Annotated in this window: 23 protein-coding genes and 1 pseudogene; 10 read left to right on the top strand and 14 right to left on the bottom strand. The window is 43.2% G+C overall.

The window, feature by feature from the left end:
* Positions 1–977: 977 nt before the first annotated feature.
* Positions 978–1,199: a DUF4327 family protein gene (locus FCR06_RS07510; RefSeq protein WP_138498192.1), complete on the bottom strand. Its 222-nt coding sequence runs from the start codon at positions 1,197–1,199 to the stop codon at positions 978–980.
* Positions 1,200–1,716: 517 nt separating this feature from the next.
* Between FCR06_RS07510 and FCR06_RS07505 the strand changes: the two genes are divergently transcribed.
* Complete coding sequence (locus FCR06_RS07505) at positions 1,717–2,949, top strand: cysteine desulfurase-like protein (protein WP_138498191.1); 1,233 nt, start codon at positions 1,717–1,719, stop codon at positions 2,947–2,949.
* A 21-nt stretch (positions 2,950–2,970) separates the two neighbouring features.
* Here the strand turns inward: FCR06_RS07505 and FCR06_RS07500 are convergent, their stop codons facing one another.
* Both FCR06_RS07500 and glp read right to left on the bottom strand, forming a co-directional pair.
* Positions 2,971–4,734: a Rieske (2Fe-2S) protein gene (locus tag FCR06_RS07500; RefSeq protein ID WP_138498190.1), complete on the bottom strand. Its 1,764-nt coding sequence runs from the start codon at positions 4,732–4,734 to the stop codon at positions 2,971–2,973.
* Between the two features lie 152 nt (positions 4,735–4,886).
* On the bottom strand, positions 4,887–6,164 hold the full coding sequence (gene glp, locus FCR06_RS07495) for a gephyrin-like molybdotransferase Glp (RefSeq protein WP_138498189.1): 1,278 nt from the start codon (positions 6,162–6,164) through the stop codon (positions 4,887–4,889).
* A 383-nt stretch (positions 6,165–6,547) separates the two neighbouring features.
* Here glp and FCR06_RS07490 point away from each other — a divergent pair, with 383 nt between their 5' ends.
* From FCR06_RS07490 to FCR06_RS07475, 4 genes are all read left to right on the top strand, one after another.
* Positions 6,548–7,105 (top strand): RDD family protein, encoded by a 558-nt coding sequence (locus FCR06_RS07490; protein WP_138498188.1) that lies wholly within the window; start codon positions 6,548–6,550, stop codon positions 7,103–7,105.
* Positions 7,106–7,148: 43 nt separating this feature from the next.
* The gene (gene rpmG / locus FCR06_RS07485) at positions 7,149–7,343 is read left to right on the top strand and encodes a 50S ribosomal protein L33 (RefSeq protein ID WP_138498187.1); all 195 of its coding nucleotides are present in this window, start codon (positions 7,149–7,151) and stop codon (positions 7,341–7,343) included.
* A gap of 2 nt (positions 7,344–7,345) precedes the next feature.
* On the top strand, positions 7,346–7,561 hold the full coding sequence (gene rpsR, locus FCR06_RS07480; protein WP_073639644.1) for a 30S ribosomal protein S18: 216 nt from the start codon (positions 7,346–7,348) through the stop codon (positions 7,559–7,561).
* Positions 7,562–7,875: 314 nt separating this feature from the next.
* Complete coding sequence (locus FCR06_RS07475) at positions 7,876–9,936, top strand: ribonuclease catalytic domain-containing protein (protein WP_138498186.1); 2,061 nt, start codon at positions 7,876–7,878, stop codon at positions 9,934–9,936.
* 259 nt (positions 9,937–10,195) lie between these two features.
* Here FCR06_RS07475 and FCR06_RS07470 read toward each other — a convergent pair whose 3' ends face one another.
* Positions 10,196–10,630 carry a hypothetical protein gene (locus FCR06_RS07470; RefSeq protein WP_138498185.1) on the bottom strand — a complete coding sequence of 145 codons (435 nt, stop codon included), beginning with the start codon at positions 10,628–10,630 and terminating at the stop codon, positions 10,196–10,198.
* A gap of 205 nt (positions 10,631–10,835) precedes the next feature.
* Here FCR06_RS07470 and FCR06_RS07465 point away from each other — a divergent pair, with 205 nt between their 5' ends.
* Both FCR06_RS07465 and FCR06_RS07460 read left to right on the top strand, forming a co-directional pair.
* Positions 10,836–11,027: a hypothetical protein gene (locus FCR06_RS07465; RefSeq protein ID WP_138498184.1), complete on the top strand. Its 192-nt coding sequence runs from the start codon at positions 10,836–10,838 to the stop codon at positions 11,025–11,027.
* Between the two features lie 89 nt (positions 11,028–11,116).
* The gene (locus FCR06_RS07460) at positions 11,117–12,262 is read left to right on the top strand and encodes an AI-2E family transporter (protein WP_138498183.1); all 1,146 of its coding nucleotides are present in this window, start codon (positions 11,117–11,119) and stop codon (positions 12,260–12,262) included.
* Positions 12,263–12,598: 336 nt separating this feature from the next.
* On the opposite strand, the pseudogene FCR06_RS07455 reads toward FCR06_RS07460, so the two are convergent.
* Positions 12,599–12,868, bottom strand: a pseudogene (locus FCR06_RS07455) (DUF4231 domain-containing protein); the annotation flags it as partial.
* Between the two features lie 117 nt (positions 12,869–12,985).
* Here FCR06_RS07455 and FCR06_RS07450 point away from each other — a divergent pair.
* Complete coding sequence (locus FCR06_RS07450; protein WP_138498182.1) at positions 12,986–14,155, top strand: homocysteine biosynthesis protein; 1,170 nt, start codon at positions 12,986–12,988, stop codon at positions 14,153–14,155.
* A gap of 128 nt (positions 14,156–14,283) precedes the next feature.
* Here the strand turns inward: FCR06_RS07450 and FCR06_RS07445 are convergent, their stop codons facing one another.
* Positions 14,284–15,300, bottom strand: a complete 1,017-nt coding sequence (locus tag FCR06_RS07445) for a hypothetical protein (protein WP_138498181.1) — start codon at positions 15,298–15,300, stop codon at positions 14,284–14,286.
* A gap of 375 nt (positions 15,301–15,675) precedes the next feature.
* Here FCR06_RS07445 and FCR06_RS07440 point away from each other — a divergent pair, with 375 nt between their 5' ends.
* Positions 15,676–16,569: a tetratricopeptide repeat protein gene (locus FCR06_RS07440; RefSeq protein WP_138498180.1), complete on the top strand. Its 894-nt coding sequence runs from the start codon at positions 15,676–15,678 to the stop codon at positions 16,567–16,569.
* A gap of 88 nt (positions 16,570–16,657) precedes the next feature.
* Here FCR06_RS07440 and FCR06_RS07435 read toward each other — a convergent pair whose 3' ends face one another.
* From FCR06_RS07435 to FCR06_RS07420, 4 genes are all read right to left on the bottom strand, one after another.
* Positions 16,658–17,278: a TMEM165/GDT1 family protein gene (locus FCR06_RS07435; protein ID WP_138498179.1), complete on the bottom strand. Its 621-nt coding sequence runs from the start codon at positions 17,276–17,278 to the stop codon at positions 16,658–16,660.
* Positions 17,279–17,763: 485 nt separating this feature from the next.
* Entirely contained in the window at positions 17,764–18,645 is an 882-nt protein-coding gene (locus tag FCR06_RS07430) for an aldo/keto reductase family oxidoreductase (protein WP_138498178.1), read from the bottom strand.
* A 176-nt stretch (positions 18,646–18,821) separates the two neighbouring features.
* Complete coding sequence (locus tag FCR06_RS07425) at positions 18,822–19,577, bottom strand: SDR family oxidoreductase (RefSeq protein ID WP_138498177.1); 756 nt, start codon at positions 19,575–19,577, stop codon at positions 18,822–18,824.
* A 90-nt stretch (positions 19,578–19,667) separates the two neighbouring features.
* Positions 19,668–20,633 (bottom strand): zinc-binding alcohol dehydrogenase family protein, encoded by a 966-nt coding sequence (locus FCR06_RS07420; RefSeq protein WP_223280066.1) that lies wholly within the window; start codon positions 20,631–20,633, stop codon positions 19,668–19,670.
* A gap of 298 nt (positions 20,634–20,931) precedes the next feature.
* Between FCR06_RS07420 and FCR06_RS07415 the strand changes: the two genes are divergently transcribed.
* Complete coding sequence (locus tag FCR06_RS07415) at positions 20,932–21,852, top strand: AraC family transcriptional regulator (RefSeq protein ID WP_138498176.1); 921 nt, start codon at positions 20,932–20,934, stop codon at positions 21,850–21,852.
* A 224-nt stretch (positions 21,853–22,076) separates the two neighbouring features.
* Here FCR06_RS07415 and FCR06_RS07410 read toward each other — a convergent pair whose 3' ends face one another.
* The 4 genes from FCR06_RS07410 to FCR06_RS07395 all read right to left on the bottom strand — a co-directional run bounded on the left by FCR06_RS07410 (position 22,077) and on the right by FCR06_RS07395 (position 25,467).
* On the bottom strand, positions 22,077–23,033 hold the full coding sequence (locus FCR06_RS07410; RefSeq protein ID WP_138498175.1) for a protochlorophyllide reductase: 957 nt from the start codon (positions 23,031–23,033) through the stop codon (positions 22,077–22,079).
* Positions 23,034–23,269: 236 nt separating this feature from the next.
* On the bottom strand, positions 23,270–23,479 hold the full coding sequence (locus FCR06_RS07405) for a DUF6887 family protein (protein ID WP_189523344.1): 210 nt from the start codon (positions 23,477–23,479) through the stop codon (positions 23,270–23,272).
* Positions 23,466–23,657 carry a DUF6888 family protein gene (locus tag FCR06_RS07400; RefSeq protein WP_138498173.1) on the bottom strand — a complete coding sequence of 64 codons (192 nt, stop codon included), beginning with the start codon at positions 23,655–23,657 and terminating at the stop codon, positions 23,466–23,468. Before FCR06_RS07400 ends, FCR06_RS07405 begins: the two co-directional genes overlap by 14 nt.
* Before the next feature lie 82 nt (positions 23,658–23,739).
* Complete coding sequence (locus FCR06_RS07395; protein WP_138498172.1) at positions 23,740–25,467, bottom strand: succinate dehydrogenase/fumarate reductase flavoprotein subunit; 1,728 nt, start codon at positions 25,465–25,467, stop codon at positions 23,740–23,742.

Genomic DNA, 25,467 nt, shown 5'->3' with positions numbered 1-25,467 from the left:
TGTTAAAGGTTGCTTTGAGGAGTAATTATCAAAAAAATCACTCAATTTGAGCAAATATAAGTATCTTTGTCGAAATCAAGCTGTATACTCTTACTTTATATTGTCTTTAAAGGAGAGCCATTATATTTTTCCGTTGTAGTTATATCAATAAGATATGAGGAGCTTATTTCTCTTGCATTACTTTAGAGAAAAAAATAATCACAGGTTAAGCTTATCGTGTGAAAACCCAAAAAATTAAGAATATCTGGAGTTGAGTTCGGTTTATCAAACGCCACTCAAGGAGTCGAGAAACGGCAAGGGTGCAAGGCTACCTCAACCTAAATTCATAAAAGTATTTAAAAAATCTGGGTTTTTGATTTTTCTCTGCTAAAAGTGACAAAAATACCCCAGGATCGGATTTCCAATGGATGTAAATAAAAAATGTTTCTTAAAAGTCGCACATTCGCAGCGTACTACCCGCTAGGAATGAAATAAACACTTTCTTTCCCCATTCTCTATTTATGCTCCTGACTAAGGGTATTTCTTGACAGTAGGCGCACAAGCGGCACACCACCCGCTACGAATGAAATAAACAAGTCAAATCGTCTTCCCTTGTGCCTTTTACCCTCTGCCTCCTACCTAATACCAATTACTGAAATTAAATTAAGTATAATTATTTGTTATTTTATTTCAGTGATAAATTGAGAGAAAATGTGAGGCTTTAGCCCACTTATAAAGTATTACCTGACACAGATAGAAAAAAGTAGGGTAGTTAGGAGTGGCCAGTCTTGAGTAAGGAGTTATTCTCCTTGTTCTCCTGTTTCCCCTACCCTTGTTAAACTGGCCTATACCCTTTTAACCAACAAGATTGACTATTTACTTTAATAATCTTTTATTTATAACCCTCGAAGAGTTCGAGGATTATTCGTTTCAAAAATTAATTTTTAATTTCGATTTGATTGCGATATTGCTAATGGTTTCAGCTTCTATATACAGCTTCAACCATCTTCCCAAGATTCATGTTCTAGTAGATCAACAATTCTATCTCTGAGTAGAAATTCATTTTTTTCTAGCTCAAGTTCAAAATTAGACCAGTGACGATAAGGAATATGTTTACAGAGGGTATAGATTGGCTGCTGACGGTTAACAAGTCTCTTTTTAACAAGTTCAAGTGCTTCTCCCTTGATAACATCAATATCATATTTAACCGTAGTGTTCATGGGTCGTTCCTTTATTTTAAATCAAGGAATTAAGGTAAGAATTCAGGATTGAGCAGTGACAAGTCAGAATTGAGAATAAATCTCAGATGATTGATATATTGATTTATCAAATTTTCTTTAGATTATTCAACTATTCTGACTTTATGAAATCTCAATACTCACGGCGGGTTTCACCGATGCAAAAAGTCGGCGCTCTTAATTGTGTTAAATTCTGACGCGAAGGCGTACAGCGTCTTTGGCGAGGCTCCTGAATTCTGACGCTGCTTTGACTTTATCTTAAACTCATCAAAAAAATTCGCCAAAATTGTAAAGAATCAAGACATTAATGTTTGTGGCAAACTAAATATGTCGGTAATATACTCTTCGGTCTGATAAATATACCCCCTCTAGATAGAGATTCTTTAGGAATAAAAAGGCTGGGATGACAAACTATAAATAAAAAACAATACAGAGGCTTTCTGGGCAACTTGCCAAAAGTTAGGCTAKGGTAAAAAACATTCTCTAGAGGATTTCTACCATGCTMCTGAATCTTGATAAAGTTCGTCAATATTTTCCTGCTTTAGCTGGTGAATGGACTTTTTTTGATAATGCTGGCGGGTCACAAACTCTAAAAAAAGTAGTAGATAGAATTAGCGAATTTCTTTTAACTTCTGATGTGCAATTGGGAGCATCTTACGGCGTTTCCCAACTTGCAGGAGAACGATTAGCTTTAGCAACTAGAGGAATGGCTACTTTGATTAATGCCAATTCTACCAAAGAAGTAGTGATGGGGCCATCTACTACAATGATGCTAAAAGTTCTCTCAATTTGTTTGGGTCAAACCTTCACACCTGGTGATGAGATTATTGTTACTAATTGTGACCATGAAGCGAATATTGGTGCTTGGGTTGCTCTGGAAAAACAAGGAATGAAGGTTAAAGTATGGCAAATACGCCCGGATACCTGGGAACTTGATTTAGCAGATTTAGAACCATTGATGAATCGGCGGACAAAACTAGTAGCCTTGACTCATGCTTCTAATATTTTGGGAACTATCAACCCGATTAAAAAAATTACGGCATTTGTCCGCGATCGCGGTGCTATGATTTGTGTCGATGGTGTCGCTTATGCACCACACAGATTGATTGATGTCCAAGATTTAGATGTTGATTTTTATACTTTGAGTTTTTATAAAGCCTATGGTCCACATCATGCTTTACTTTATGGCAAAGAAGAACATTTATTAAGATTGCCTGGACTGAACCATTATTTTATTACCCAAACAGATATTCCTTATAAGTTTCAGTTAGGAAATGTCAATTTTGAATTAAGTTATGGAATGTTAGGTTTATCTGATTATCTGAGTGAATTAGCACAACTGCACTATGAGAATCAAACCGCGCCTGATTTGAGAAATCAGATGGTGCAAGCATTTGATTTAATTAGCATCCACGAAGAGAAGATTAGCGATCGCCTACTAAATTACCTCAACAGCAAGTCTAATGTCAAAATCATTGGTCAATCAAAAGCTGACCGCAAATCCCGTGTGCCGACCATATCTTTTGTTATAGATGGAATGCATAGCTCAACCATTCCACTAAAAGTTGACCAACATTATATTGGAATTCGCTACGGAGACTTTTATGCTAAACGGTTAATTGAATATTTGGGGTTAGTATCCCAAGGGGGAATAGTCAGGGTGAGTATGGTACATTACAACACCCTTGAGGAAGTTAACAGGTTGATTGAAGCTTTTGAGGAGATATTTTAATATTGGGCATGGGGTGTGATGTCAAGATTCTTCAAACAATCGATCGCCCTGATGTAATCGATAAGCGATTTGATAAGTTTGTCCTTGCGATCGCATTGTGGGAGAATGGGCTGCTAAATATCGAGAAGCAGCAACTAATACATGAATACCAGCCTGAGTATTACCCAGCAGGGAGTACTGACGAAAAGCTGCTTCTATTTCTTGAATTACATGAAAATCGCGGTTTTCTCGCAGCATCATTTTCCCCAGCATCGCCATCAGTCTTTCAGCATCACCACCACTATATAAATAATTAGCCACTAATTGCCCTGTCTGGTTTACTTGTTGCTGACGATTTAATAAATCCGGTAGTTGTTGGAGTAATTCTTCGGAATTTTTAATGGAGTCTTTGGGTTCTGGAAGCCGTGCTGGTGGTACATTCAAAAAACGATTTAAATAGACACTCATCGCCGCATCAAATACACCTTTTAGTAGTTCGACTGTTGGTACTCGTCGTAATCCTTGATGCACGGCGTTAGCAAAAGTAAATGGATGATGTGCGGAATTCCAATCTCCAAAGTCATTGTTGGTATGGAAACGAGCGACGCGCAGGGCTGCCGTATAAGTAACTACACCCGCTAATTGTTCTTCAGTACAACCTGCTTGCAGTGCATTTAGCAGCGAGTCGGCGATCGCTTGTGGGTCTTCACCTAATAAAATTGGTACTAATTCATCCCAGTTTGACCAAGTTCCTCGTCGAGATTTACCCGCACTTAAAACAGTAGGTAATTGCTCAAAAGCTGACTCTAAAATTGCTACCAAATCTACAGGGTAGCGCCAGGAATTAGATTCTTCCATACGCGATGCATCAGCTAAACTCGAAACTAAGCTAGCGAGAATAGATTCTGCTGCTTGCCAATTCACAGCATCAAGAGCTTCTAATGCTTTGTTGATAAAATCAACCGTATGCCCAACATCAAGATAGCGATGGTCTGTAGCAGCACAAAACAGCATATCTGCAACTTGCTTAGAATTAGCTCCTGAGCGAATCGCAGATATCAAGCATCTTTGAGCGGCTTCACCATCCCGTACCTCAATAAACTGGCGAAACCAGCTTTTAAGAGTCGGGAAATCAACCTTAGAGTTGGGTAACGGGTGAACGGCAAACAGAGGCGGCGCACCTGCGCTATCATTAGCTACTGCCGAAAGTCCTTGAAATAAAGCACGGGGTTTGTCTTCTGCATCTAGATAAGGTAGGAGATTCATCATGCAGGTGTGGATAGTTAAACCCGCACTCCAACCTGCTTTGTTGTAACGAGTGCCAAATTCTAGCCCGATTTGAAATGGTTGAGCTGGATTTACTCCTAGATCTAAAAGTGCGATCATTGATTTAGCAATCACTAAGGAAATATTCTGCTCTAAACCATCTTGGAGACGTTCGCATTGGTGGAGATGAGGGTTAACTGGAGGTGCTAAATTTACCCAAATTTCACCATCGCGGATTTCTAGGGGAAAAGCAGGCACATCATCTGCCCAAGAGTCGAAGGTGCCACCACTAGCAAGATCGAAACGGGCATAATGCCAAGGGCAGGTAACAATACCATCTTTGCAAGTGCTACCTTGTAGGGGAAAGCCCATGTGTGGACAACGGTTGTCAATTGCATAAACTCTATTGTCTGAGTAGAACAAAACAATAGTGTGTTTTTCCTTGCGGACTAACAAACTACCTGCTGCCTGAACATCTGCAAGTTTAGCAACACGCGTATAATAATCTTTATCGGTGGGAAGTTCAAATATTTGAGTCATTTAATTTGCACCCAAGTGAAATAAAAAGCTTTACTTCTACTGTGGCAAAATTTTCCTTTGTTTGAGCATTGGACTATTCTAATTTTTGTTAAAAATAACTCTGCCCTTTGTAGAGGATGTTCTCAAGTAGAGGCTATCGAAATCACGTGATTTTAAGGTATAATCAACTGCAAAACTTGTACCTCTTCTTGGGGAGAAATTAATGCTTTCCCTGGCGGGAGAACAGCCAAAGCATTAGTTTGAGCTAAATTAATTAAATTAGCAGAACTGTGACTACCACCAGCTTTGTGAAATTCATAAATTCCATCAATTAAATGTAATTTACCCCAAAGGTAAGTTTCACGCTTGCCATCCGATCGCAATTCATCATGTGATCGCACTTTTAAAAATACTGGTTCCCAACCTTCTTTAATTCCGGAAAGTTTTTTGATGGCTGGTAGTACAAACCGCCAAAAAGTTACTAATACAGATGCCGGATTTCCTGGTAAACCAAAGTAGACGGGAGAGCAAGTAGAGACGCGATTCATCGCATCTTTTACCGATTGGGGAGCAGGGAGTGTGGCAACGGTGAGGGGTTTACCTGGCCTGATATCTACAGCCTGAATGTGGATTTGGGCTTTGAGTGATTCGAGAATTTTGTCAACATAGTCATAATCTCCCACTGAAACCCCACCAGAAGATAGAACTATATCAGCGATCGCAGCAGCATGGGTAATGACTTTTTCTAGGGCAGCTGGTTCATCTTTGACAATGCCCAATAGTAATGGTTCTGCCCCACTTTCTCTGACTAAAGCTGCCAGCGCATACTGATTAGAATCGACAATTTGCCCTGGTTGCAGTGCTTGATTAACTGTTACCAACTCGTCACCTGTAGAAAAAATTGCTACACGTGGACAGCGGTAAACATTTAATTGCGGACACTGTGCTGCTGCTAACACGGCAATTTCTGAGGTATTTAATCTAATACCTGCTGGTAGTAATTCTGTTCCAGCTTGGTAAAAAGATGCTTTGTGTCTGACAAATTCTTGGGGTTTTGGCGCTGCAAGGATGAAAACACGGTTTTCTTCTCGACGCGTCTTTTCTTGCATAACAACAGTATCGGCTGCTGCTGGCATTAAGGCACCTGTGAAAATCCGCGCTGCTTGTCCTGGTTCAATCGTAGATTTAGGCTGATAGCCAGCCGGAATCTCTTCTACAATTTGCAAAACAGTTGGTTTTTCGCTGCTTGAGTGCTGCACATCTTCGTACCGAACTGCATACCCATCCATCGCCGAGTTATCCCAATGGGGAAAATCTAGAGTACTGGTAACAGGCATTGCTAAAATCCGATTAGCAGCTGCCAATAACTCGACAACTTCTGTATCCTGCTGGTTATCCAACGGCTGCACCAAATTTAAGATAATTGCTTGTGCATCGCTGACTGATAGCATAGCCAATGGCTCCGATTTTGTAGTTTTAAGTTAATGAATAAGTAAAATGGTGTGAAAAAACAAAACTATGTTAATAAAAATTAAATAGACTTAAACCCTCTTCCCTTCTGCCTCTGGCAAGAACTGCTTCCTGTCTCATCCCAACAATAAATATTCACACCGACCTATTTATAGCGATCGCATCTATGATTCTTCACTACAGAAGTCTCTCTACGCCATTAGACAAGGTGCTTTGAGTGACTTCTTTTCTCAGAAATATCCCACTGTTGGCAGTCAATGGTCAACAACTTCAAACGGAATAATTTATTTGTTGGAGTTCCCTTAATATTAAAAACAGGAGCGATCGTTGTTCTCCAATCCCTAAATAAAAGTACTTACTTTGTATGACCATCGAACACGTTCGGCAAAAACACTATCCTAAGGCTGATATTGGGCGACGAGGTATGGCATTGGGGTTAGATTTTTTTGTTGTTTGGTTAGTCAGTTCTTTACTGGGAGGCAGCGATATTGGGATTCAATTTGCTGAAATCTTAGTTTTTGTAATACTTTGGCTGGTTTTGCGGGTGCTATTGGTATACAACAACCAAGGGCAAAGTTTAGGGCGTTGGGCCTTCGATTTAAAAGTGTTGGAAGTTGAAGATGGGGAAATAATCTCCAGAATTCCAGATTTACAGGCGCTAGTGAAGCGAGAGGCGATCGTTGGCTTGGGTGCGCTTTTAGTCTCAATCGCCTTAAGTAATATTAGAGCCAATCCCACTGCTATACTGCTAGTATTTCCTTTAGCAATTGATTGTGGTACTGCCCTATCTGATACCCAGATGCGGCAGGCTTTACACGATCGCTATTGTGGAACTTTTATAGTTTCTTCCCGTCGTGGCTACTCGCTGGATATCAAAATCAAAAAATTAGTTGAAAATATCCGCCAGAATGTGAGAAGATAGTCATTTGTGTTAATTCTCTTCAGGCTTTACTGTTTGTAAGATTATGGCTAAGAGTAAAGGTGCCCGGATAATTGTGACATTAGAGTGTACCGAGTGTCGGGCAAATCCAGAAAAGCGTTCTCCTGGTGTTTCGCGTTATACCAGCACCAAGAATCGCCGCAACACCACTAACAGGCTAGAACTGAAAAAGTTCTGCACCCACTGTAATAAACATACTGTTCACAAGGAAATTAAGTAGAGATGAGCTATTTCCGTCGTCGCCTTTCTCCGATTAAGCCAGGAGAACCAATAGATTATAAAGATGTTGATTTGTTGCGTAAGTTTATCACCGAGCGGGGCAAGATACTGCCACGGCGGATTACAGGGCTTACGTCTCAGCAACAGCGAGAGTTGACATTAGCAATTAAGCGATCACGGATTGTGGCTTTGTTGCCATTCATCAACGCCGAAGGCTAAAACAATTTTGGATTTGAGATTTTGCAGAAAGTCTGTTGCGAAGTTTGTGGCGATAGAGTAGGGGCTTGCTGTATTTGCGAGCATCTAGCTTTGCCATAGAATAGGGTACAGAATTTTCTCAGACGAATTGTTAAGTAACACAATCTGTATCTAAAGAAGTATTTAGCTCGGTTTAGTGTGAGTCAAAAATCTCAAATCTGAAAAAGATAATGTAAAATAGATTGCTGCATAAAAAATCTTTGGATTTTAGAACTTATACATCATAAGTATGAAATCCAAAATTCAAAATCTAAAATTACTAGAGTGCGAGAGTTGTGGAGAAGGGGACGCTAGTTGAATTTAGGGTTCAAGGCGATCGCCGTCTGGGCATCGTAGAACGTCCGGACGGAAAAACCCGGTGGTTTGTGGTAGACGAACGCGGTCAATCCCACAGCCTCGCGCCTAGACAAATAACCTATACAGTTAACGGACAAACCTACAAGCTCTCGGAGATTACCAGCTTTTTAGAACAGGTCAAGCCTTATTTAGATCCATCTAGCTTAGAAGTAGCTTGGGAATTACTGGTTGAAGGTGGGGAAACAGTAACTCCCAACGAAATGGCAAATCTGCTATTTTCTCAATCAGGTACGCTTCATTGTTACGCCGCCTATTGCTTGCTATCAGACGACAAACTTTATTTCAAGCAAAAAGGAGACGCTTACGAAGCTCGAACTCCTGGTCAGGTTGCAGAACGCAAGCACCAGCTAGAAGTAGAGGCACTCAAAGCTAAGGGACAGCATGAATTTTTAGCTCGTGTAGAACAGGCGCTCAAAGGTGAAGCAGTAGAGTGGCAGCGCCACGATCGCCAGCGCTTAGAAGGAATAGAAAAATACGCAGCCTTGCTTGCTGACACCGTGCGGATGGGAGTCAATTATGACTCTTTAGCTCGCGCCTACCCTCCAAGCGCTCCAGTATTAGAAACTATGACCATGCTGGGACGACCGACAACACCCCAAGGAGCCTTTCAACTGTTAGTTGATTTGGGTTGCTGGAGTCCTCATGAAAACTTGTTCCTGCGTCGTTCTTTAATTCCGATTCAGTTTCCTCAGAAGGTATTAGAAGTGGCGCAACAACATTTGGATTTCCCGCCGATTGACTCAGATACAAACCGTCTGGATCTGACTCACCTGAAGGTGTACACCATCGATGATGAAACTACCACCGAAATCGACGATGGTCTGAGTTGGGAAGTCCTCGCTGATGGACGAGAACGCCTATGGGTACATATTGCCGACCCCACTAGATGGTTAGTGCCGGAAGATGAATTAGATTTAGAAGCTAGAAAACGAGGTAGTACAGTCTATTTACCTACGGGGATGATTCCCATGTTTCCAGAACTCTTGGCAACTGGGCCTATGAGTCTGGTGCAGGGACGGGTTTGTTGCGCCCTCAGTTTTGGAATTGTTTTACGTACAACTGGGGCAGTAGAAGATTACAGCATTCATACCAGCTTAATTAAGCCGACTTATCGCCTCACCTACGAAGATGTAGATGAAATGCTGCAATTAGGGGTACAAGCAGAACCAGAAATTGAAGCGATCGCTACTTGGGCAAATCGACGCAAAGCTTGGCGTTATGCCCAAGGTGCAATTAGCATCAATATGCCTGAGGCGACAATCAAAGTCAAAGGTGATGAAATCAATATTGACATTTTAGATGATTCCCCCTCACGGCAACTCGTAGCAGAAATGATGATTCTTGCTGGTGAAGTTGCTGCTCACTACGGTAAAACTCATAACATCCCTTTGCCTTTTCGCGGTCAGCCCCAACCAGAATTACCTCCGGACGAGGAATTACTCCAGTTGCCACCCGGATTCGTTCGTGCCTGTGCCATGCGGCGTTGTATGCCCAAGAGTGAAATGAGCATTACGCCTTTGCGCCACGCCGGTTTAGGTTTGGATACATATACTCAAGCAACTTCTCCTATCCGCCGCTACAGCGACTTGCTGACTCACTTTCAGCTGAAAGCTCACTTGCGGGGTGAAGTTTTGCCATTTTCTGCCGAACAACTTAAAGAAGTGATGATGACTGTTACCACTATCACCCAAGAGGTAACGATGGTGGAACGGCAAACTAATAGATATTATGCTCTGGAGTATTTGCGCCGTCATCCAGAGCAAGCTTGGCATGTAACAGTATTAATGTGGCTGCGGGAAGACAGTAACTTAGCCCTAATTTTGTTAGAAGATTTGGGCTTGCAATTACCAATGTCTTTCAAACGTTATGTGAATTTGGGCGAGCAGATATTAGTGAAAGTTATCCACGCCGACCCGCAAAAAGATTTAATTCAGTTTCAGGAAATAATTTATCAAGAAGCCCAAACAGCGGTAAATTAACTTTACTTTTTAACTTTGGTTTAGAGAAAGTGAAAATTTCCTTTATCATCGTCCTTGGTTACTTGTTCTTGGTCATTTGGAATTATAAAAGACAAAGTACAAAGTCATACCAATTCAAAATTCACGCATTAAGAAAGCCGGACATAACGAAGATTTGGGAGTATATATCTGTCGCATTCTTTTTTCAAATTGATATCACAACTCGCCAACTTAGGGTGATAGACCAACCATATATGTAAGTAATTAGCTAAACTTGATATCAGTTACGAAAATTAGTAACCTTCAGCATTAAGGGTGCTACAAGTAATAGCCAAAACATTGGCAATCCAAAATAAATGCCTGCGTAAACGGCGTTAGTAGCGCGTGTCTTAATGGGTTCAACAGAAAGCCAAACATTGATGATTGCAATATTAATTATTCCAAAAACAAAGTGTAAGGCTAACACCAAAATTACCAGGGCAATCATAGAGCCAGTCGCTAAGTTCAAATATTGCCCCCAAGCAATTACCGATAGAAACAGAGTACAAGCAAGAGCCAGCCAACGTATAGCCATAACAGGGAAAAAGATAATAACTGCTTCATTGGCAGTAATTCCCGGATGTGTAAATGGGGATATAGGCAATGACCAAAAAAATAGTAATGCGGTACTACCAAGTGAAATAAACCAGCAACCCCAGAACAAAACTTGTTTCATCAATGTCCCCTGTATGGAATATAGTTAATTCAATAAATGCTTAAGTAGTAATTAAGCTGCTACTAATAATGGCAGTTACTAGTAAAAAATGTGAGCAATAAAGGCTTTTATCTATATAGTATTTATTAGCTTATATTTTAGAAAATAGATAGTGTAGCCTAAATTTATCTATAGCGATAAAAATGTGTATTACTGTACAGTTATTATGGAAAATCAGCTAGGATTTGTTCTGAAATTACTTCTACTTTCAGCTTTTGTATCGGTATTAATTAAGTACGTTGCTCCAAGTTTATCAGTTTCGGCAACAGCAACTAATGCCTTAATTATAGTTTTGTTGCCGATCGCAATCGTGGCGCTCGCTCTATTGTGGCGATTCCAAGCACACAAACAAAGTTAACTTTAACTATCTAGGCATAAGTGATTAAAATCAGCTAACCTAACTGAATTGCAACAAAATTGCATCTCACCAACTGTTGGAGTCAGCCTGTGAAGCTCGGTCAATGGATCGGTTTAATCGCCATCGTTCTTTCTTTATACATTTTGTGGCAAATTCGGGAAGTACTTTTACTGATGTTTGCCGCAGTTGTCTTAGCCAGCACTTTAAATCGGCTAGCGAAACGCTTTCAAAGCTCAGGTATGAAGCGGGGATTCGCCGTTTTATTGTCAGTCGCTATCTTTTTTGCCGGAATCGTAGGTTTTTTCTGGCTAATTGTGCCACCTTTTACACAGCAGTTTCAAGAACTCACTTATCGGGTTCCCCAAGGATTGGGACGTTTTAATAGTTGGCTAGACACACTCAGAACCCGCATTCCCAGTGAGTTGCTTCCTTACATTCCAGATCTTAACAGCCTGATCCAACAAGCCCAGCCCTTCGTCAATCGCTTATTAGGAAACTCCTTCGCCTTTGTGTCTAGCTCTTTAGAAGTTGTCCTCAAGGTTTTACTAGTGCTGGTTTTAACAGGAATGTTATTAGCCAACCCTGTAGCCTACCGCAAAGTCTTTATACGGCTTTTTCCCTCATTTTATCGGCGACGAGTGGAAGGGATTTTAAACAAATGCGAAATTTCTTTGGGGGGGTGGATAACGGGCGCTGTGATTGCAATGGGTGTAGTGGGATTAATGAGTGTAGTTGGTTTATCAATTTTGCATGTCAAAGCAGCACTTGCTTTAGGAGTTTTGGCAGGATTTTTGAACTTAATTCCCAACCTCGGGCCGACGCTGAGTGTAATACCAGCAATGGCGATCGCTCTGTTAGACGAACCTTGGAAAGCGATCGCTGTTTTAATTCTCTACTTTATTATTCAACAGACTGAGAGTAATTTTATTACGCCGATTGTCATGGCGCATCAAGTCTCATTACTACCAGCTGTCACCTTAATTTCCCAATTATTTTTCGTTACTTTTTTTGGTTTTTTAGGATTATTTTTGGCACTACCTTTAACTGTTGTTGCTAAGATTTGGGTGCAAGAAGTTTTGATTAAAGATGTTTTAGACCAATGGGGACATCATGAACAAGAAACTGAACTTGTCATTGTTTCTAAATATTCTGAAGTAGACGATCCTTGGACAACAGAAACCTCAGTTATTGATAAAGAGCAACCAATTGATGATGTTTTATCCAAAGAAGAATAATTTTGAATATGTATGCGACTCCTGTTTGATTGTGTCAAACAACTCGCCTTCAACTTGAAACGGCTGATTTCCTATTTTCTGACGAAAGTGAAGCGTACCACTTCCCTGCGGGACGCTACGCGAACGTGGAAGCAAGCTACGTACAGCGTCTCGTAGAGAAGTAATCACAAAGAGTCTATTTCAGTTTTTTAATTTTGACCTACTTTTAGCAATCAATCATTTATAAATAATAAAATTCCCGATTTTTTAATAAGTCAGGAATTTCAACATTTTGAGTTAGATTTAATAAATCCTGTTTCCAACAATCACGATAAACAATAACTGACTACAATCAATTCATCGGGTTGGTGTTTGATTAGTTGTCTCTTTGCTTGACTCGTTAGATGAAGTTGATTCTACCTTCTCTGGTTGCGTCTCACCCGCTTGTTGCACTTGGTTGAGATGAATGTTATTCACTTGAACAATAAAGTATTCTAATGCTTGACTTACTTTTTGTTGCTGTTGGATTTCATCAGACATATCGTAGTAACGATAAGGCGAAGTCACTCCCAATATAAATTTCTCTTGCTCAGCTTCTAACAATTCAACGGCTGTGTTAGCAGCAATAATTCAGAATTAGTCATTGCCTCTTACTCAATTTAAAAATGTTTAAAATGTAACAACAGTAAAAACAACTGTCAATAGAACATAACTACTATTAATGTATTATTTAAAAATAATAAAATGCGAACAATTACAGAAATTAATGAGAAAATTAGCCGTCAACGTGCGGTGGTGCTAACAACTGAAGAATTAAAAGCGCGAGTCATAGAAATTGGTGTTACTAAAGTTGCTAAAGAAGTTGATGTCATTACCACTGGCACTTTTGAGCCGATGGAATCAAGTGGTGCAATTATTAATCTTGGACACACTGACCCTCCAATAAAAATTCGCCGTTGCTGGTTAGATGGTGTTCCGGCATACTCTGGTTTCGGGGCAGTAGATTTATATTTGGGTGCTAGTTGTGCAGTGGAAGTGATGGATGGCGAAGAAGTCCGAGAACGCGGTGGTGGTCATGTCATCCAAGATTTGATAGCTGGTAAACCTATACACGTCAGAGCGCAAGGACAAGTAACAGATTGTTACCCCAGAGCAAGCTTTGAAACTACAATTACCAGTGAAACAATAAATCAGTTTTATTTATTTAATCCACGTAATCTTTATCAAAATTTTATTGTCGGTGTAAATGGTGGCGATCGCCCACTTTTCACTTATCTAGGGCCTTTACAACCGCGTTTGGGGAATGCCGTTTACTCTAATCCCGGTGCTATTTCCCCTTTACTTAACGACCCCGATTTACAACTTATTGGTATAGGTTCAAGAATTTTTTTAGGCGGTGGTGTTGGCTATGTCGCCTGGGAAGGCACTCAGCACTTTCCCTTACAAAAGCGTTTAGCTAATCGCACACCTATTGGGCCTGCCGCTACTTTAGCTCTAATTGGCGATGCCAAACAAATGAATGCTCATTGGGTGCGGGGTTGCTACTTCAAAAGTTACGGGCCTTCATTGATGTTAGGCGTTGGTGTACCACTCCCGGTATTAAACGAACAAGTAGTTGAACACTGTGCAGTGCAAGATCGAGACTTAGTAGCGCCAATAGTAGACTTTTCCATTCCCCGACGCGTCCGTCCGACCTTTGGTTTAGTGAGTTATGCCCAACTCAAATCTGGACGGATTACCATCGAGGGCAAAGCAGTACGCTCTGCCCCCTTAGCGAGTTTGTTTTTTTCCAGGCAAGTTGCCCTAGAGTTAAAACAATGGATTGAAGCAGGTAAGTTTACTCTTACACAACCAGTTTCTCCAATTCCAATGGAGCGTTCTTTTCTACCCCAAGATCGTTGGACTGATTTTTGAGCTTAGGGACTGGATACTGGGGATTGGGGGACTAGGTAAGCAGGGTGTATGGGAAGTATGGAAGGATAAAGAAGAAATGCTTTCCCCCCTCTGTTCCCACACTCCCCACACTTCCCCATCTCCCCATCCTACTCCTGGGGTGGTTTCGGTCGCTTGACGGGCTTAGGAGTGGGTGTTTTGGGTATAGGTTTTGACACTACAGGAGTGTCGCCACCGACACTTGCTTTCTTGATAGGACGAGGGGTTTCGCCACTGCGTCTGGGTGGAAATGGTTTTCTACCACCACCACCGCTACCACGAGGGCCACCTTTGAATGGTGGTCTGCGTTTTTTGGGCAAATCAGCGATCGCCTCAGCTTTTTCTACCACTAAAACATCAGCTTCTCGCTTGGCTTGGAAGTCCCAGAATTTTCCCACTGCTTTAGTGGTTAGCACACCCCTCAATTTCAACTTAAAATACTTGGGTTTGTCAGTTGATTTGCGTGGAGCTTGCTTAATTTTGACTACCAAGCTCTTAGCATCAAAAGATTGGTATACTACCTCACCACGAACAGAAAAACCACCATCTGCAATTTCTGATGAGGGGATTACGGCAATTTGATTGAGTTCCGAGTCTTCGGGTAAGCCGTCATCAAGGGTTTCTACCTCTTGTAACTCCGAGTCTGGCTCGTCCTCATTGATTGAGTTTTTAGCCAGATTTTCTGGCTCCCAAACTCCAACGATTTGGATGTGCAAAGTATCATTTTCTTGTCTTGTACGTGGATATACTACCCACAAATGTTCTTTCTCTAAGTCTAGGTGATTCTTTACTAAGCTCATAATCCGTCCTAGAAGGACAGCGTTGAGTTCTACACTATCTGTGGTCAGCAGCGTACCTTGAGTAAATTGTTCGCTGCTAGCATGATAGCGACCCCGAACTAAGCCGATCGCTCGATATTGCATCGGCTCACTCGGAGGCGGAATTGGTTGCTGTCGATTGACTAAGTTCCCATTTGAGTCAGTTTCACTGGGATTAACAGGCGAATTTTCAACTTTAGAAGACTGGGCTGCTGTATTAATAATATTAGCGGTTGCCTCTATGTTATTTTGTCCCTGGTTAGAGGCAGAAGAATTGGAATCGGGTAACGGCATCAGGTCGGAATTCATGAAAACTCCTTGGGGCACAGACACATCCCATTGTGGGATTTTACAAAGGCAGCTGGAAAGAGCGTTTGTGCGGCGAAGAAAAGTGTATTTACTTTTCAGATCACACTAAAATACTCTACACAATCCTAAAGGCGCTAAATTTAGTGTGTAAACACTAAAAGTCTAATTTAGCGCTCACACGCTAGTTTCGGAAGCATATCATAGGTACAATTCTGACGGCTCCTCCTAAAGTCATCACTTACTTTAGCAGTGTAGATAGTTAATTGTTATAAAATTCACAGACAATGAGCGGTATTCCGCAAAGTTTTGGAAATTTTTAACTTTACGATTTGTGTAAATGGTAATCTCATTAGAGTTCAGGAGAAAGACAAAACTGTGTCTCAACCACGCAATCGCTGGATAGTTCAAGTTATCTTGGTGCTGGCAGTTCTTGCTTTTGTGGGTGTTTCGGTGATTCCTCTATTTGGAGCGTTTAATAATACGCCATTCTCCAACCAAAACACCGCTAACACCAGAGGCAGTTTGACTGACTCTGACCAAAAATCAAAGCTGGAAGAMCAAGTACGGGGATATGAACTGGTTTTGCAAAAAGAACCAGAAAATCAGACTGCGCTCAAAGGTCTATTAGAGGCGCGGTTACAATTACTCAGCCAAAAAGAAAAAAGTGAGGTTAAAGCATCTGATATTCAAGTCGTGATTGAACCTCTAGAAAAGCTAGCTAAACTCAATCCCGAACAGTCAGAATACGCAGTGCTGCTGGCTCAAGCTAAACAGCAAATAGGCGATCGCGAAGGAGCCGCCCAAGCTTATCGCTCGGTTTTAGACACCAAACCTGGTGATTTAAAAGCTTTGCAAGGAATGGTAGCTCTGTTGCTCACTCAACAACGCCCCGAAGCAGCTATTGGCTTGTTACAAGAAACTCTGACTAACGCTGCTCAACTAAATATAAATCAACCTGGAAGCATTGACACAGTGGCCGTGCAAGTGCTATTAGGTTCTGTTCACGCTTCTCAGAAACGTTACGCCCAAGCTGCCTCTGCTTATGACCAGGCAATTAAAAAAGATCCTAAAGATTTTCGCCCTGTTGTCGCCAAAGCGATGCTCCTAAAACAACAGGGCAAAAATGCCGAAGCAAAACCTTTATTTGATAGTGCCGCAGCTTTAGCACCCGCTCAATACAAAGACGAAATTAACWAAGCTGCAACTGCTCCTCTGACTCCCAATCCGGCTGCATCTGGCACACCTTCACCGGAAACTAAACCCAAGTAATGGGCATTCGGCAAATAGGGAGTGTTGAGTGTTAACTGTTAACTAGTTGACTAAGGAGTTTTTATTCTCCCCCAGATCGCCAGTCCCCTCACACTCCTTCTATAGCAGCAACGATACCAAAGATGAGAAACAGGCATCCGCCAATTATGGTGAGTTGACGCTCAGAAATGCGACCAGCGATCATTTTGCCACCGATAACAGCGATCGCAGCACAAATCGCATGTCCCAAAATTGCACCTGTGGTTACTCCAATTGGATTATTCCCGGCTGCCAAGGCAATGGTAGCAATCTGGGTGCGATCGCCCCACTCTGCCATGAATGTCAACATAAAGGCTTTGATTAAAATTCTTAAGGAAGTTTTTTGCTTTGGTAGCTGCAAATCTTCTTTTTTCACCGCAGCTTCAGCCTCTTCAATAACTTCTGTGTCACAACTAGCAGCAGACATTTTGCTAGCGTCATACAACAGCTTAATACCAAAGGCGATAAACAGAACTATTTCAGCGTAATGAATATAAGCTTTGGGTAACAAAGATACCGCTTGTCCAAATACCACTGAAAGAACTGTCATCGCCGCTAAAGCAGCTGTCACACCTATAAATACGAGCCGCCGTGAGTGATGCATTGCCAAAATCACAGCAATAAAAAACGTTTTATCGCCTAGTTCGGAAATTGTTATTAATAATAAGCCTGCGGTAAAAGCTGTTAACACTCTCTCAAGCTCCTCAAGAATCGTTGACCGATGTGAAGCTTGATGAGAACCAAAAAGACCTCACCAAGCTTACACTTTTGCGTGTGAACTTAGTGAAGGTCTCGCTTTCAAATATTTGATTACTTGCCACCTGAACCAGGCTCATCGCCAGTATGTTGATTCAGATGTACTGGCTTTTGAATTTTTTACCAGTAGCTACTCCCCTTCCTTCGCGTTCATGATTGTATATCTATTACAAGTAAAAGTCAAGACCGAAAACATGCATCTGGATTGAGTGCTTAGTGAGGTAAAAACTCATCATTGTATAATTTCTAGTAATTGGTATGAACAGGCAATTATTACAAGTGCCTCTTCGGGAGTTAGGGCAGCAACAGCAATCGCGCTTGCCGATCATTGTTCGTTGCGGCTCGCGAACATTTGCTCATAATTACCGTTCCTTTCGGCAAGTTGTGTTAAAGCTCAAATTACAAACTCAAGCGATCTGCTTACGGTCTTGCGGCGATCGCGTTGAGATCAGCCACCGTCTGCTGCGGAAGTTGCAGTGACGCAGCTTTGATATTCTCACGTAGATGCTCAACTGATGATGTGCCGGGAATCAGCAGGATATTGGGGGAGCGCTGAAGCAACCATGCCAGCGCTACTTGCATCGGTGTTGCGTTTAAAGACTTAGCAGCGCTTTCAAGTGCCGAAGATTGTAGCGGCGTGAACCCACCTAAGGGGAAGAATGGCACATAAGCAATTCCCTGCTGAGCGAGGTCGTCAATGAAAGCGTCATCTTCCCGGTGTGCCACGTTGTACTGGTTCTGCACGCAGACAATTTCTGTGATGGTTTGCGCTTGTGCCAATTGCTTAGGAGTGACGTTGCTCAAACCCAGGTGACGGATCAACCCCTGTTTTTTAAGTTCGACTAGGGTCGTCAGCGGCTCTGCAAGAGAACCCTCCGATGATCCATGACTGTCATCCATCAGTCGGAGATTGACGACATCGATCGCATCGAGTCCGAGGTTACGCAGGTTGTCGTGAATCGCTTCGGTTAGATCCTGCTGCGACATCGCGGGAACCCACGATCCATCTTCAGGACGACGCGCTCCCACCTTGGTCACAATCCCTAAATTTTCCGGGTAGGGATGCAGCGCTTGTTGGATAATTTGATTTGTGATGTGAGGTCCGTAGAAATCGCTCGTATCGATATGATTAATACCAAGCGCCATCGCTTCGCGCAAAACAGCAACGGCTGCATCTACATCGCGCGGTGGACCCGATACGCCCGGACCCGCGAGTTGCATGGCACCATAGCCGATGCGCTTCAGTGTGATTGAAGTGTTCGGCAGCGTAAAATTGCCACCAAGGTTCGTTTGCTCAGACATATAGCTACTTTCTCCAAGAATTTTTAGTGATTTAATGAAAGCAATTCCGAAAGTCCATTTCTCATTATTGATGTCGCTGCGTGCGATAAGCGAAGCTTAAGCCTTCTCCTTTGGAGACGCTAGCGCGAACGGTTATCGCAGCCCTCTCCTGCCGATTGATAGATTCCTAGCGCTTGTCATTTTTCGTTGCGGCTCGCGAATATTTGCTCATAGTCACCGTTCCTTTCGGCAAATCGATATGCTTTGGAACGATTAACAAGGATTTCGCCGTGGGGTAGGTTTGGAGTGCTGAGAATCTGCATCACTTCAGCAATATAGTCAGCCAGTGGCATTGCGGCAGGATCGGTCGCCTGACTAGCCCCGCCAAGCTCCGTCTGTACATAGGGTGGGACAAGTTCAAGAACTTCCACGGAGGTTTTCCGAAGCTGAACGCGGAGCGACTGCAACCAAGAGTGCAGAAAAGCCTTGCTCGCGCAATAAGTCGGATATGGACTGATGGGAACGAAAGCCAAGTTAGAGGTGGTGGTGATAATCGTTGAATGTGGTTGCTGTTTGAGAGTCGGGAGGAGTAACGCAGTCAGGTGAAGCACACCGACAATGTTAGTCTGAATCATAGACTGGATCGCAAAGAAATCGATCGGATCTGAGGTGAGGTCTTCCGTCTTAGAAATTCCGGCATTGTCGATCAGAACATTGAGTTTAGGGAACTGCTCTCGAATGCGGGACGCAAAGGCTTCGATGTCGGCTGGGTCTTGGACATCAAGTTGAATCCCGTGCATCCCGGAGTGAGCCGCGGTGATTTCGTCGAGGAGATGTTGACGGCGACCCGCGATAATCACTTGATTACCGCGTTGATAGAAGGCCTCGGCAAGCGCACGACCGATGCCGCTCGTGCCTCCAGTGATGAGGATGGTGTTGTCCGTGAGATTCATCAGTATTTTTCCTGCAAAGATGTCGAAATGAAGAATGTCAGAGTTTATTGAGAGTAACGTTATTGCAAAAGCTGGAAATTTAATCAGCGCTTATTCGCCGCTTACGCGCAGCACGATTTTACCTAGATAATGCTGTTTCATCGCTGACTGCGCTTGTGCCGCCTCTTCCAGCGCAAACGTTTGCGCGATGTGAACTTGAAACTCATCTATATCGATCAATCGGTTAAGTTCGTCTAACAACGTTGGGTTGGCGAACCCATTTGCTTTCTTGAGTTCCACCCCGTCGGGTGCTTTAGGTTCGGGCATCACGCCGTTAGGAAAGGAGATGATTCCGCCCTGACGCACCAAACTCAGTGTAGATTGAACAGTGTCGCCACCCACCAGCACCACCGCAGCATCGAAGCCATCGGGTGCGAAGTTGCGAGCGCGTTGCACAATGTCGTTGCTGTGTCCGTCCACTGCTTCATCCGCCCCCAACTGCTTAGCCAAAGCTACACCGTCTGCACCCGATGCGATCGCGAACACGTTCGCGCCCATGCGTTTAGCCAGTTGTAGCGCAACGTGACCTACGCCACCACTCGCGCCCCACAGCATCAATTTGGTTTCGTTGCCTATCTCCAGCGCTTGCAAATTGCTTAACGCCGTCACTCCAGCAATGGACAACCCACCCGCCACCAGCATATCAAGACCATCGGGTATCGGTGCGACCGTTTCTTGGGAGACAACAACGTACTGGGCATAGCTACCGCCCTTGTCGTTCATGAAGGTCTGGGCGTAAACGCGATCGCCAACAGCAAAACGCTCAACGCCGTCGCCAATAGCAACGATTGTGCCTGCACACTCGCCACCCAGCACACGCGGAAAGTGAACTTCGTTATACAGCAGCTCACCTTCACGCTCCATCGCGTCCCAGATGCCGACTCCGGCAGTCTCGATGCCAATCAAAACTTCGCCTGCATCTACTATAGGCACGGGTAATGTATGCAAAGTCAGCTTGTCAGCATGACCGAACTCGTCCACAGCCATTGCTTTCATTTGTTGGGGAGTATTTTGCATAAATAGGTTCTCCTGCTAATTGCTTGAGTTGTTATTAAGGGGTTCAAAGGCGTAAGACTGCTGACAAAGTTTGTTTGAATGAATTGCCATTTCCTCCAAAAAGTTTTTAATCGTTTAAGGAAAGCAATGCAGCATCCTTCTCTAGACTCTTTAACTCGCTTGAGATGCTTTCATCCTACGAATTCGATTCAGCGTTTCCAATGCCTAAAGCTCTTTAATCTTTGCCTAATTCTCCAGCGTGCATAACTTAAAGACCTTCTATAATTGTGTAGGGCGTTGAATGAGTTGAGGTTTTACCATGACAGTCAAAATCTCCAATTCTGATGTCGTTGCAGATCAGTGCCAAGCGTTGGCGGCATTAGTGGCTCGGCACACCAAATCTAGTCGCAACCTGATCTATCCAACTGCGATCGCACCCTTAAGCTTTTCGCGCTCGGATGCCTCCTCTGCCATCATCTACCAGGATTATGAACCGCGTCTGGCCATTCTCGTTCAAGGCAAGAAAGAAATTGTGCTGGGAGAGGAAACGTATCCGTATGAGATAGGGCAATGTCTTGTTGTCTCAGTCGATCTCCCCATCGGTGGGTGTATTGTTGAGGCGACAACCGAGCAGCCGTATTTAGGATTAAAGCTGACCCTAGACCGAATGCAACTCTGTGAGATGGTTGCTCAAATGAATTTCAGTTCAGCGAAGAAAGAGAACTCTGTCCGAGGCTTGTTTGTAAGTAACGCCGATCCCACGTTGCTGGACTGTGCCCTTCGCCTGACTAAGCTTTTAGATACACCCCAAGATATCCCCATGCTGGCACCGATGATCGTTCGGGAACTCCACTACCGTCTACTGATAGGGGAACAAAGTGAAGCCGTGCGCCAAATTGCTACCTCTGGCAGCAGTATGCAGCGAATTGCTTCAGCGATCGAACAAATCAAGTCTAAGTTTACTCAGCAGATGCGAGTCGAGGACTTAGCAAAGCAGGTCAGAATGTCTACTTCGTCGTTTCATCAGCACTTCAAGCAAGTGACCTCAATGAGTCCACTTCAATATCAAAAGCAGTTAAGACTGTTAGAAGCCCGTCGCCTGATGCTGACGGAAGATTGTGATGCAACCTCTGCCGCCTACCAAGTTGGGTACGAAAGTCCCTCACAGTTCAGCCGGGAATATTCTCGCCTGTTCGGTGCGCCACCAATGCGAGACATCGAACGGTTACGCTCGGCTTGACTTAGACTTGTTTCAAGAATGGCATAAAAACAACAATCGTGAAGGCGCTGTTATCAGTGTCACCTGTTCTCGAAACGAGGGTGTAGGTGTGGGTCTTGTTTGCACCTGCCTCCTGCTATTATCACCTCAACCATTGTTGACCTCTACATGATGTTAATTCAGCCAAAAAAGTAGATTGATGAATCCATAAATCATGGATAAGAGTAACGCCAATTACTATTTTGTTACCCAAGCCCAACCAACTTTGCGCTTAATTCCCACATGCGATCGCCTTTTTCATCATCGCGGGCTTGAGAAGAAACCTTTTGCACAAAGGACTTGCCATCTTTCTTCTGGCGATTTCCCCAACTCCAATAAATACCGGATTGATTATATTCAGAATCGGCAACCACCGCAGCAACTCTTTCTCCTGCCAACTCCTGAGACACATATCCCCCAGTGATGTATTTTTGGAATAATGGGAAAAGTTTCTGAAACAGCGGATAGTGGTTTCTAAATAGTGGCGTTTCTGCAACACATCCCGGATAGAGAGAACTGAAAACTATATCGGTTGACTCGTGATAGCGCCGATTTAGTTCTCTCATAGTCAGCACATTACAAACCTTGCTATCTTTGTAGGCCTTGACAGGTTCAAATTTCTTGCCGTCAATCATCGAAATCGGCTCTTGAAATCCTGCTGCGAAGCCTTCAAAATTGCCCAAATCTGGACGTGGCGGAATCTTTCCACCCAGTTCATCTGGGTTGTGGGTGACAGTTCCTAAAATCACCAGCCTTGGCTGTGAAGATGACTTTTTTAAATCCTCCAACAGAAGGTTGCACAAAAGAAAATGCCCAAGATGATTGGTAGTGACAGTTAACTCATAACCTTCTGGGCTTCGCAGCGGCTCTTTTAACAAAGGCATATAAATTGCCGCGTTGCACACCAAAGCATCCAGAGACTTACCACTTGCTCGAAAGTTATTCACAAACTGTCGAACGCTTTCCAATGAGCCAAGGTCAATATGTATGCTGGTATAACTGTTGTAAGGAATTTCCACAGCTTGGGCAGCTTGTTGTGCCTTTGCTAAATCCCGACATGCCAATACCACGTACCATCCTCTTTGAGCAAGAGCTTTTGCTGCGTATAAACCAACCCCCGAAGAGGCACCTGTAATTACAACTGTTTTCCTATCCTGTGCCATTCTATTGAGACTCTAATAATCGCCTTTTACTATCTCCAGGATTTTACATCACTGAGTTACTACATCTGATTGTTGCAGGTGTTATAGTTGGCGATCGCTTCTCACTCAGTTCGATTAAGTTTCTCTAGCAGCAGGGCTTCTACCTTGCTCTCAGGATTGTCTAAATCGAAATAAATTTGATATAGTGCCGCACCCTACGTTTAATAATTAAAGTTTTTTATTATAACCAAGAAATTTTAGACCGCTTCTGGTCTGTTACTTAGTTTTCTCTTAAGTATCTCTTCCATTTCCCTAAAATCTTCTTCAGTCTGGGGAAATGGATATTTTTGACTATCAGGATTTCCAAGATTAATTAAAACCTCAATGGCCTCATCATCCTCTCGATGAGCCAAAACATAGGCTCTTAGTTCTTGACGGCTCATTTTAGTGAAGTCAGGCTTCGTCATCGTTAAATTTCCATTGACCATCTGCGAAAATCAGAATTTCCAAGCTTTCAGTTACACCAGCAAGGATAAACACTGTCTTGGTATTTTGATTGTACCGAAATACATAAATAGGCTGATATCCATCTGAGAGCATCTGGCATACTCTGACGCAGGTAAGAGCCTGTTCTACATTAGGCATAATTATTTATATTTAATATTTTTAATCGAGGTGGATAAGGTTTTGTAGTCCCCTCGATTTTCCTGTATAAACTTACCTTTTGTTAATACTTCCGCTCTTTTGGCTCAAACATAGTAATCGCCACAGGTCGATACTGTATATCAATTCCAGCTGGTGAATAGTAAGCCATTGTATGTTTGAGAAAGTTAGCATCATCTCTTTGAGAATAATCTTCGCGGAAATGAGCGCCGCGACTTTCTTGGCGATTTAGGGCTGATGCCAAAATAGTCTGCCCCACTACCATCAAACTTCTCAATTCCAAGGCTTCCACAAGTTCTGTGTTCCAGCAAGTGCCTTTGTCATCTAAATAAATCTGAGAGTATCGCTGTTGTATTTCTTCTAATCTCTGCAACCCTTCACTCATTAATGCCTCAGTACGGAAAACACCGCAGTAATCAGTCATACAATCCTGGAAGGCTTGACGGACTTGATTAATGCGATACTGTCCTGGTTGTTCTAGCAAAGCTTGAATTTGTTGCTGAGCTTCTTTTAAATAGCGTTGCTCATCCACAGAGGGTAATTTACGTTTTTGTACAAATTGGGCGATCGCCGCCCCAGTCCGTTTACCATAAACTACACACTCTAACAGCGAATTACTACCTAAGCGATTTGCCCCATGTACGGAAACACAAGCTGTTTCCCCAGCGGCAAAGAAAGCCTCAACTAAACCATCGCCACTACTGCGGACTTGACCATCAATGTTCACTGGGATACCACCCATACAATAGTGAATTGTTGGGCGCACTGGCATCGGTTGAGTTACAGCGTCAACACCCACTAGGCGATGGGCTTCTTCCCAGCAGAAGGGAACGCGACTCATAATTTTTTCTTTACCCATGTGCCGCAGGTCTAAATAGACAAAGGGACCCCCAGCGCTACCATCAGTATGAATACCACGACTGGCACGAATTTCATAAGCGATCGCCCGTGAGGTAATATCACGCGGAGCCAGTTCCATGCGACTGGGTGCGTAATTCGCCATAAAGCGATCGCCTTCACTATTAATTAGATACGCCCCTTCACCGCGCACTGCTTCTGAAATCAACACTCCTACTGGATACAAGCCAGTAGGATGAAACTGGACAAATTCCATATCTTCAAGGGGCAAACCGGCGATCGCAGTCATTGCCAAACCATCACCCGAAGAAGCGTAATCATTAGATGTAGTATTATAAACCCGACCATAGCCTCCTGTAGCAAACATCACAGCCTTTGCCCGCACAACCTCGACATGTCCATCCAAAAGATGGAACATCACCACACCCTTGGCCTGCCCCTCTGACAAAATCAGACGCATCACATACCACTCTTGATAAACTTGCACCCCGTAACGCCGCAGGTTATTAACCAATTCATGCAAAATTGCATGACCAGTTTTGTCTGCCGCGTAGCAAGTGCGGTTGTGGGAATGTCCGCCAAAAGCCCGTTGGGCAATACGACCATCGGGTAAACGAGAGAACAAAACGCCCATGTGTTCCAAATCAATTACCACATCTGGCGCTTCCTGGGCGAGAATTGCTACAGCGTCTTGGTCTGCTAAATAGTCAGAACCCTTGACAGTATCAAAAGCATGTGCTTCCCAGCTATCTTCGGAATCTACATTTTTCAGTGACGCTGCCATACCACCTTGAGCTGCGACTGAGTGGGAACGAATTGGGTGGGTTTTGGCAACCACAGCGATATTTAAACTAGGATCGGTGCGGGCAATTTCCACAGCAGCACGACATCCTGCTAATCCACCCCCAACAATAATCACATCATGTTCCAACAT

This window comes from Nostoc sp. PA-18-2419 (genome assembly GCF_005869855.1).
Lineage (GTDB): Bacteria > Cyanobacteriota > Cyanobacteriia > Cyanobacteriales > Nostocaceae > Nostoc.
Note: the sequence above shows the minus strand (reverse complement) of the source record. Positions and strands in the feature narration are given on the sequence as shown.

Excerpts from the sequence above, each read along its gene's own strand:
- FCR06_RS07400 (WP_138498173.1), bottom strand. The coding sequence starts at position 23,657 with ATGCCTAATGTAGAACAGGCTCTTACCTGCGTCAGAGTATGCCAGATG.
- FCR06_RS07510 (WP_138498192.1), bottom strand. The coding sequence starts at position 1,199 with ATGAACACTACGGTTAAATATGATATTGATGTTATCAAGGGAGAAGCA.
- FCR06_RS07420 (WP_223280066.1), bottom strand. The coding sequence starts at position 20,633 with ATGCAAAATACTCCCCAACAAATGAAAGCAATGGCTGTGGACGAGTTC.
- FCR06_RS07490 (WP_138498188.1), top strand. The coding sequence starts at position 6,548 with ATGACCATCGAACACGTTCGGCAAAAACACTATCCTAAGGCTGATATT.
- FCR06_RS07445 (WP_138498181.1), bottom strand. The coding sequence starts at position 15,300 with ATGAATTCCGACCTGATGCCGTTACCCGATTCCAATTCTTCTGCCTCT.
- rpsR (WP_073639644.1), top strand. The coding sequence starts at position 7,346 with ATGAGCTATTTCCGTCGTCGCCTTTCTCCGATTAAGCCAGGAGAACCA.
- FCR06_RS07410 (WP_138498175.1), bottom strand. The coding sequence starts at position 23,033 with ATGGCACAGGATAGGAAAACAGTTGTAATTACAGGTGCCTCTTCGGGG.
- FCR06_RS07470 (WP_138498185.1), bottom strand. The coding sequence starts at position 10,630 with ATGAAACAAGTTTTGTTCTGGGGTTGCTGGTTTATTTCACTTGGTAGT.
- rpmG (WP_138498187.1), top strand. The coding sequence starts at position 7,149 with ATGGCTAAGAGTAAAGGTGCCCGGATAATTGTGACATTAGAGTGTACC.
- FCR06_RS07415 (WP_138498176.1), top strand. The coding sequence starts at position 20,932 with ATGACAGTCAAAATCTCCAATTCTGATGTCGTTGCAGATCAGTGCCAA.
- glp (WP_138498189.1), bottom strand. The coding sequence starts at position 6,164 with ATGCTATCAGTCAGCGATGCACAAGCAATTATCTTAAATTTGGTGCAG.
- FCR06_RS07425 (WP_138498177.1), bottom strand. The coding sequence starts at position 19,577 with ATGAATCTCACGGACAACACCATCCTCATCACTGGAGGCACGAGCGGC.
- FCR06_RS07450 (WP_138498182.1), top strand. The coding sequence starts at position 12,986 with ATGCGAACAATTACAGAAATTAATGAGAAAATTAGCCGTCAACGTGCG.
- FCR06_RS07395 (WP_138498172.1), bottom strand. The coding sequence starts at position 25,467 with ATGTTGGAACATGATGTGATTATTGTTGGGGGTGGATTAGCAGGATGT.
- FCR06_RS07465 (WP_138498184.1), top strand. The coding sequence starts at position 10,836 with ATGGAAAATCAGCTAGGATTTGTTCTGAAATTACTTCTACTTTCAGCT.
- FCR06_RS07500 (WP_138498190.1), bottom strand. The coding sequence starts at position 4,734 with ATGACTCAAATATTTGAACTTCCCACCGATAAAGATTATTATACGCGT.
- FCR06_RS07405 (WP_189523344.1), bottom strand. The coding sequence starts at position 23,479 with ATGACGAAGCCTGACTTCACTAAAATGAGCCGTCAAGAACTAAGAGCC.
- FCR06_RS07430 (WP_138498178.1), bottom strand. The coding sequence starts at position 18,645 with ATGTCTGAGCAAACGAACCTTGGTGGCAATTTTACGCTGCCGAACACT.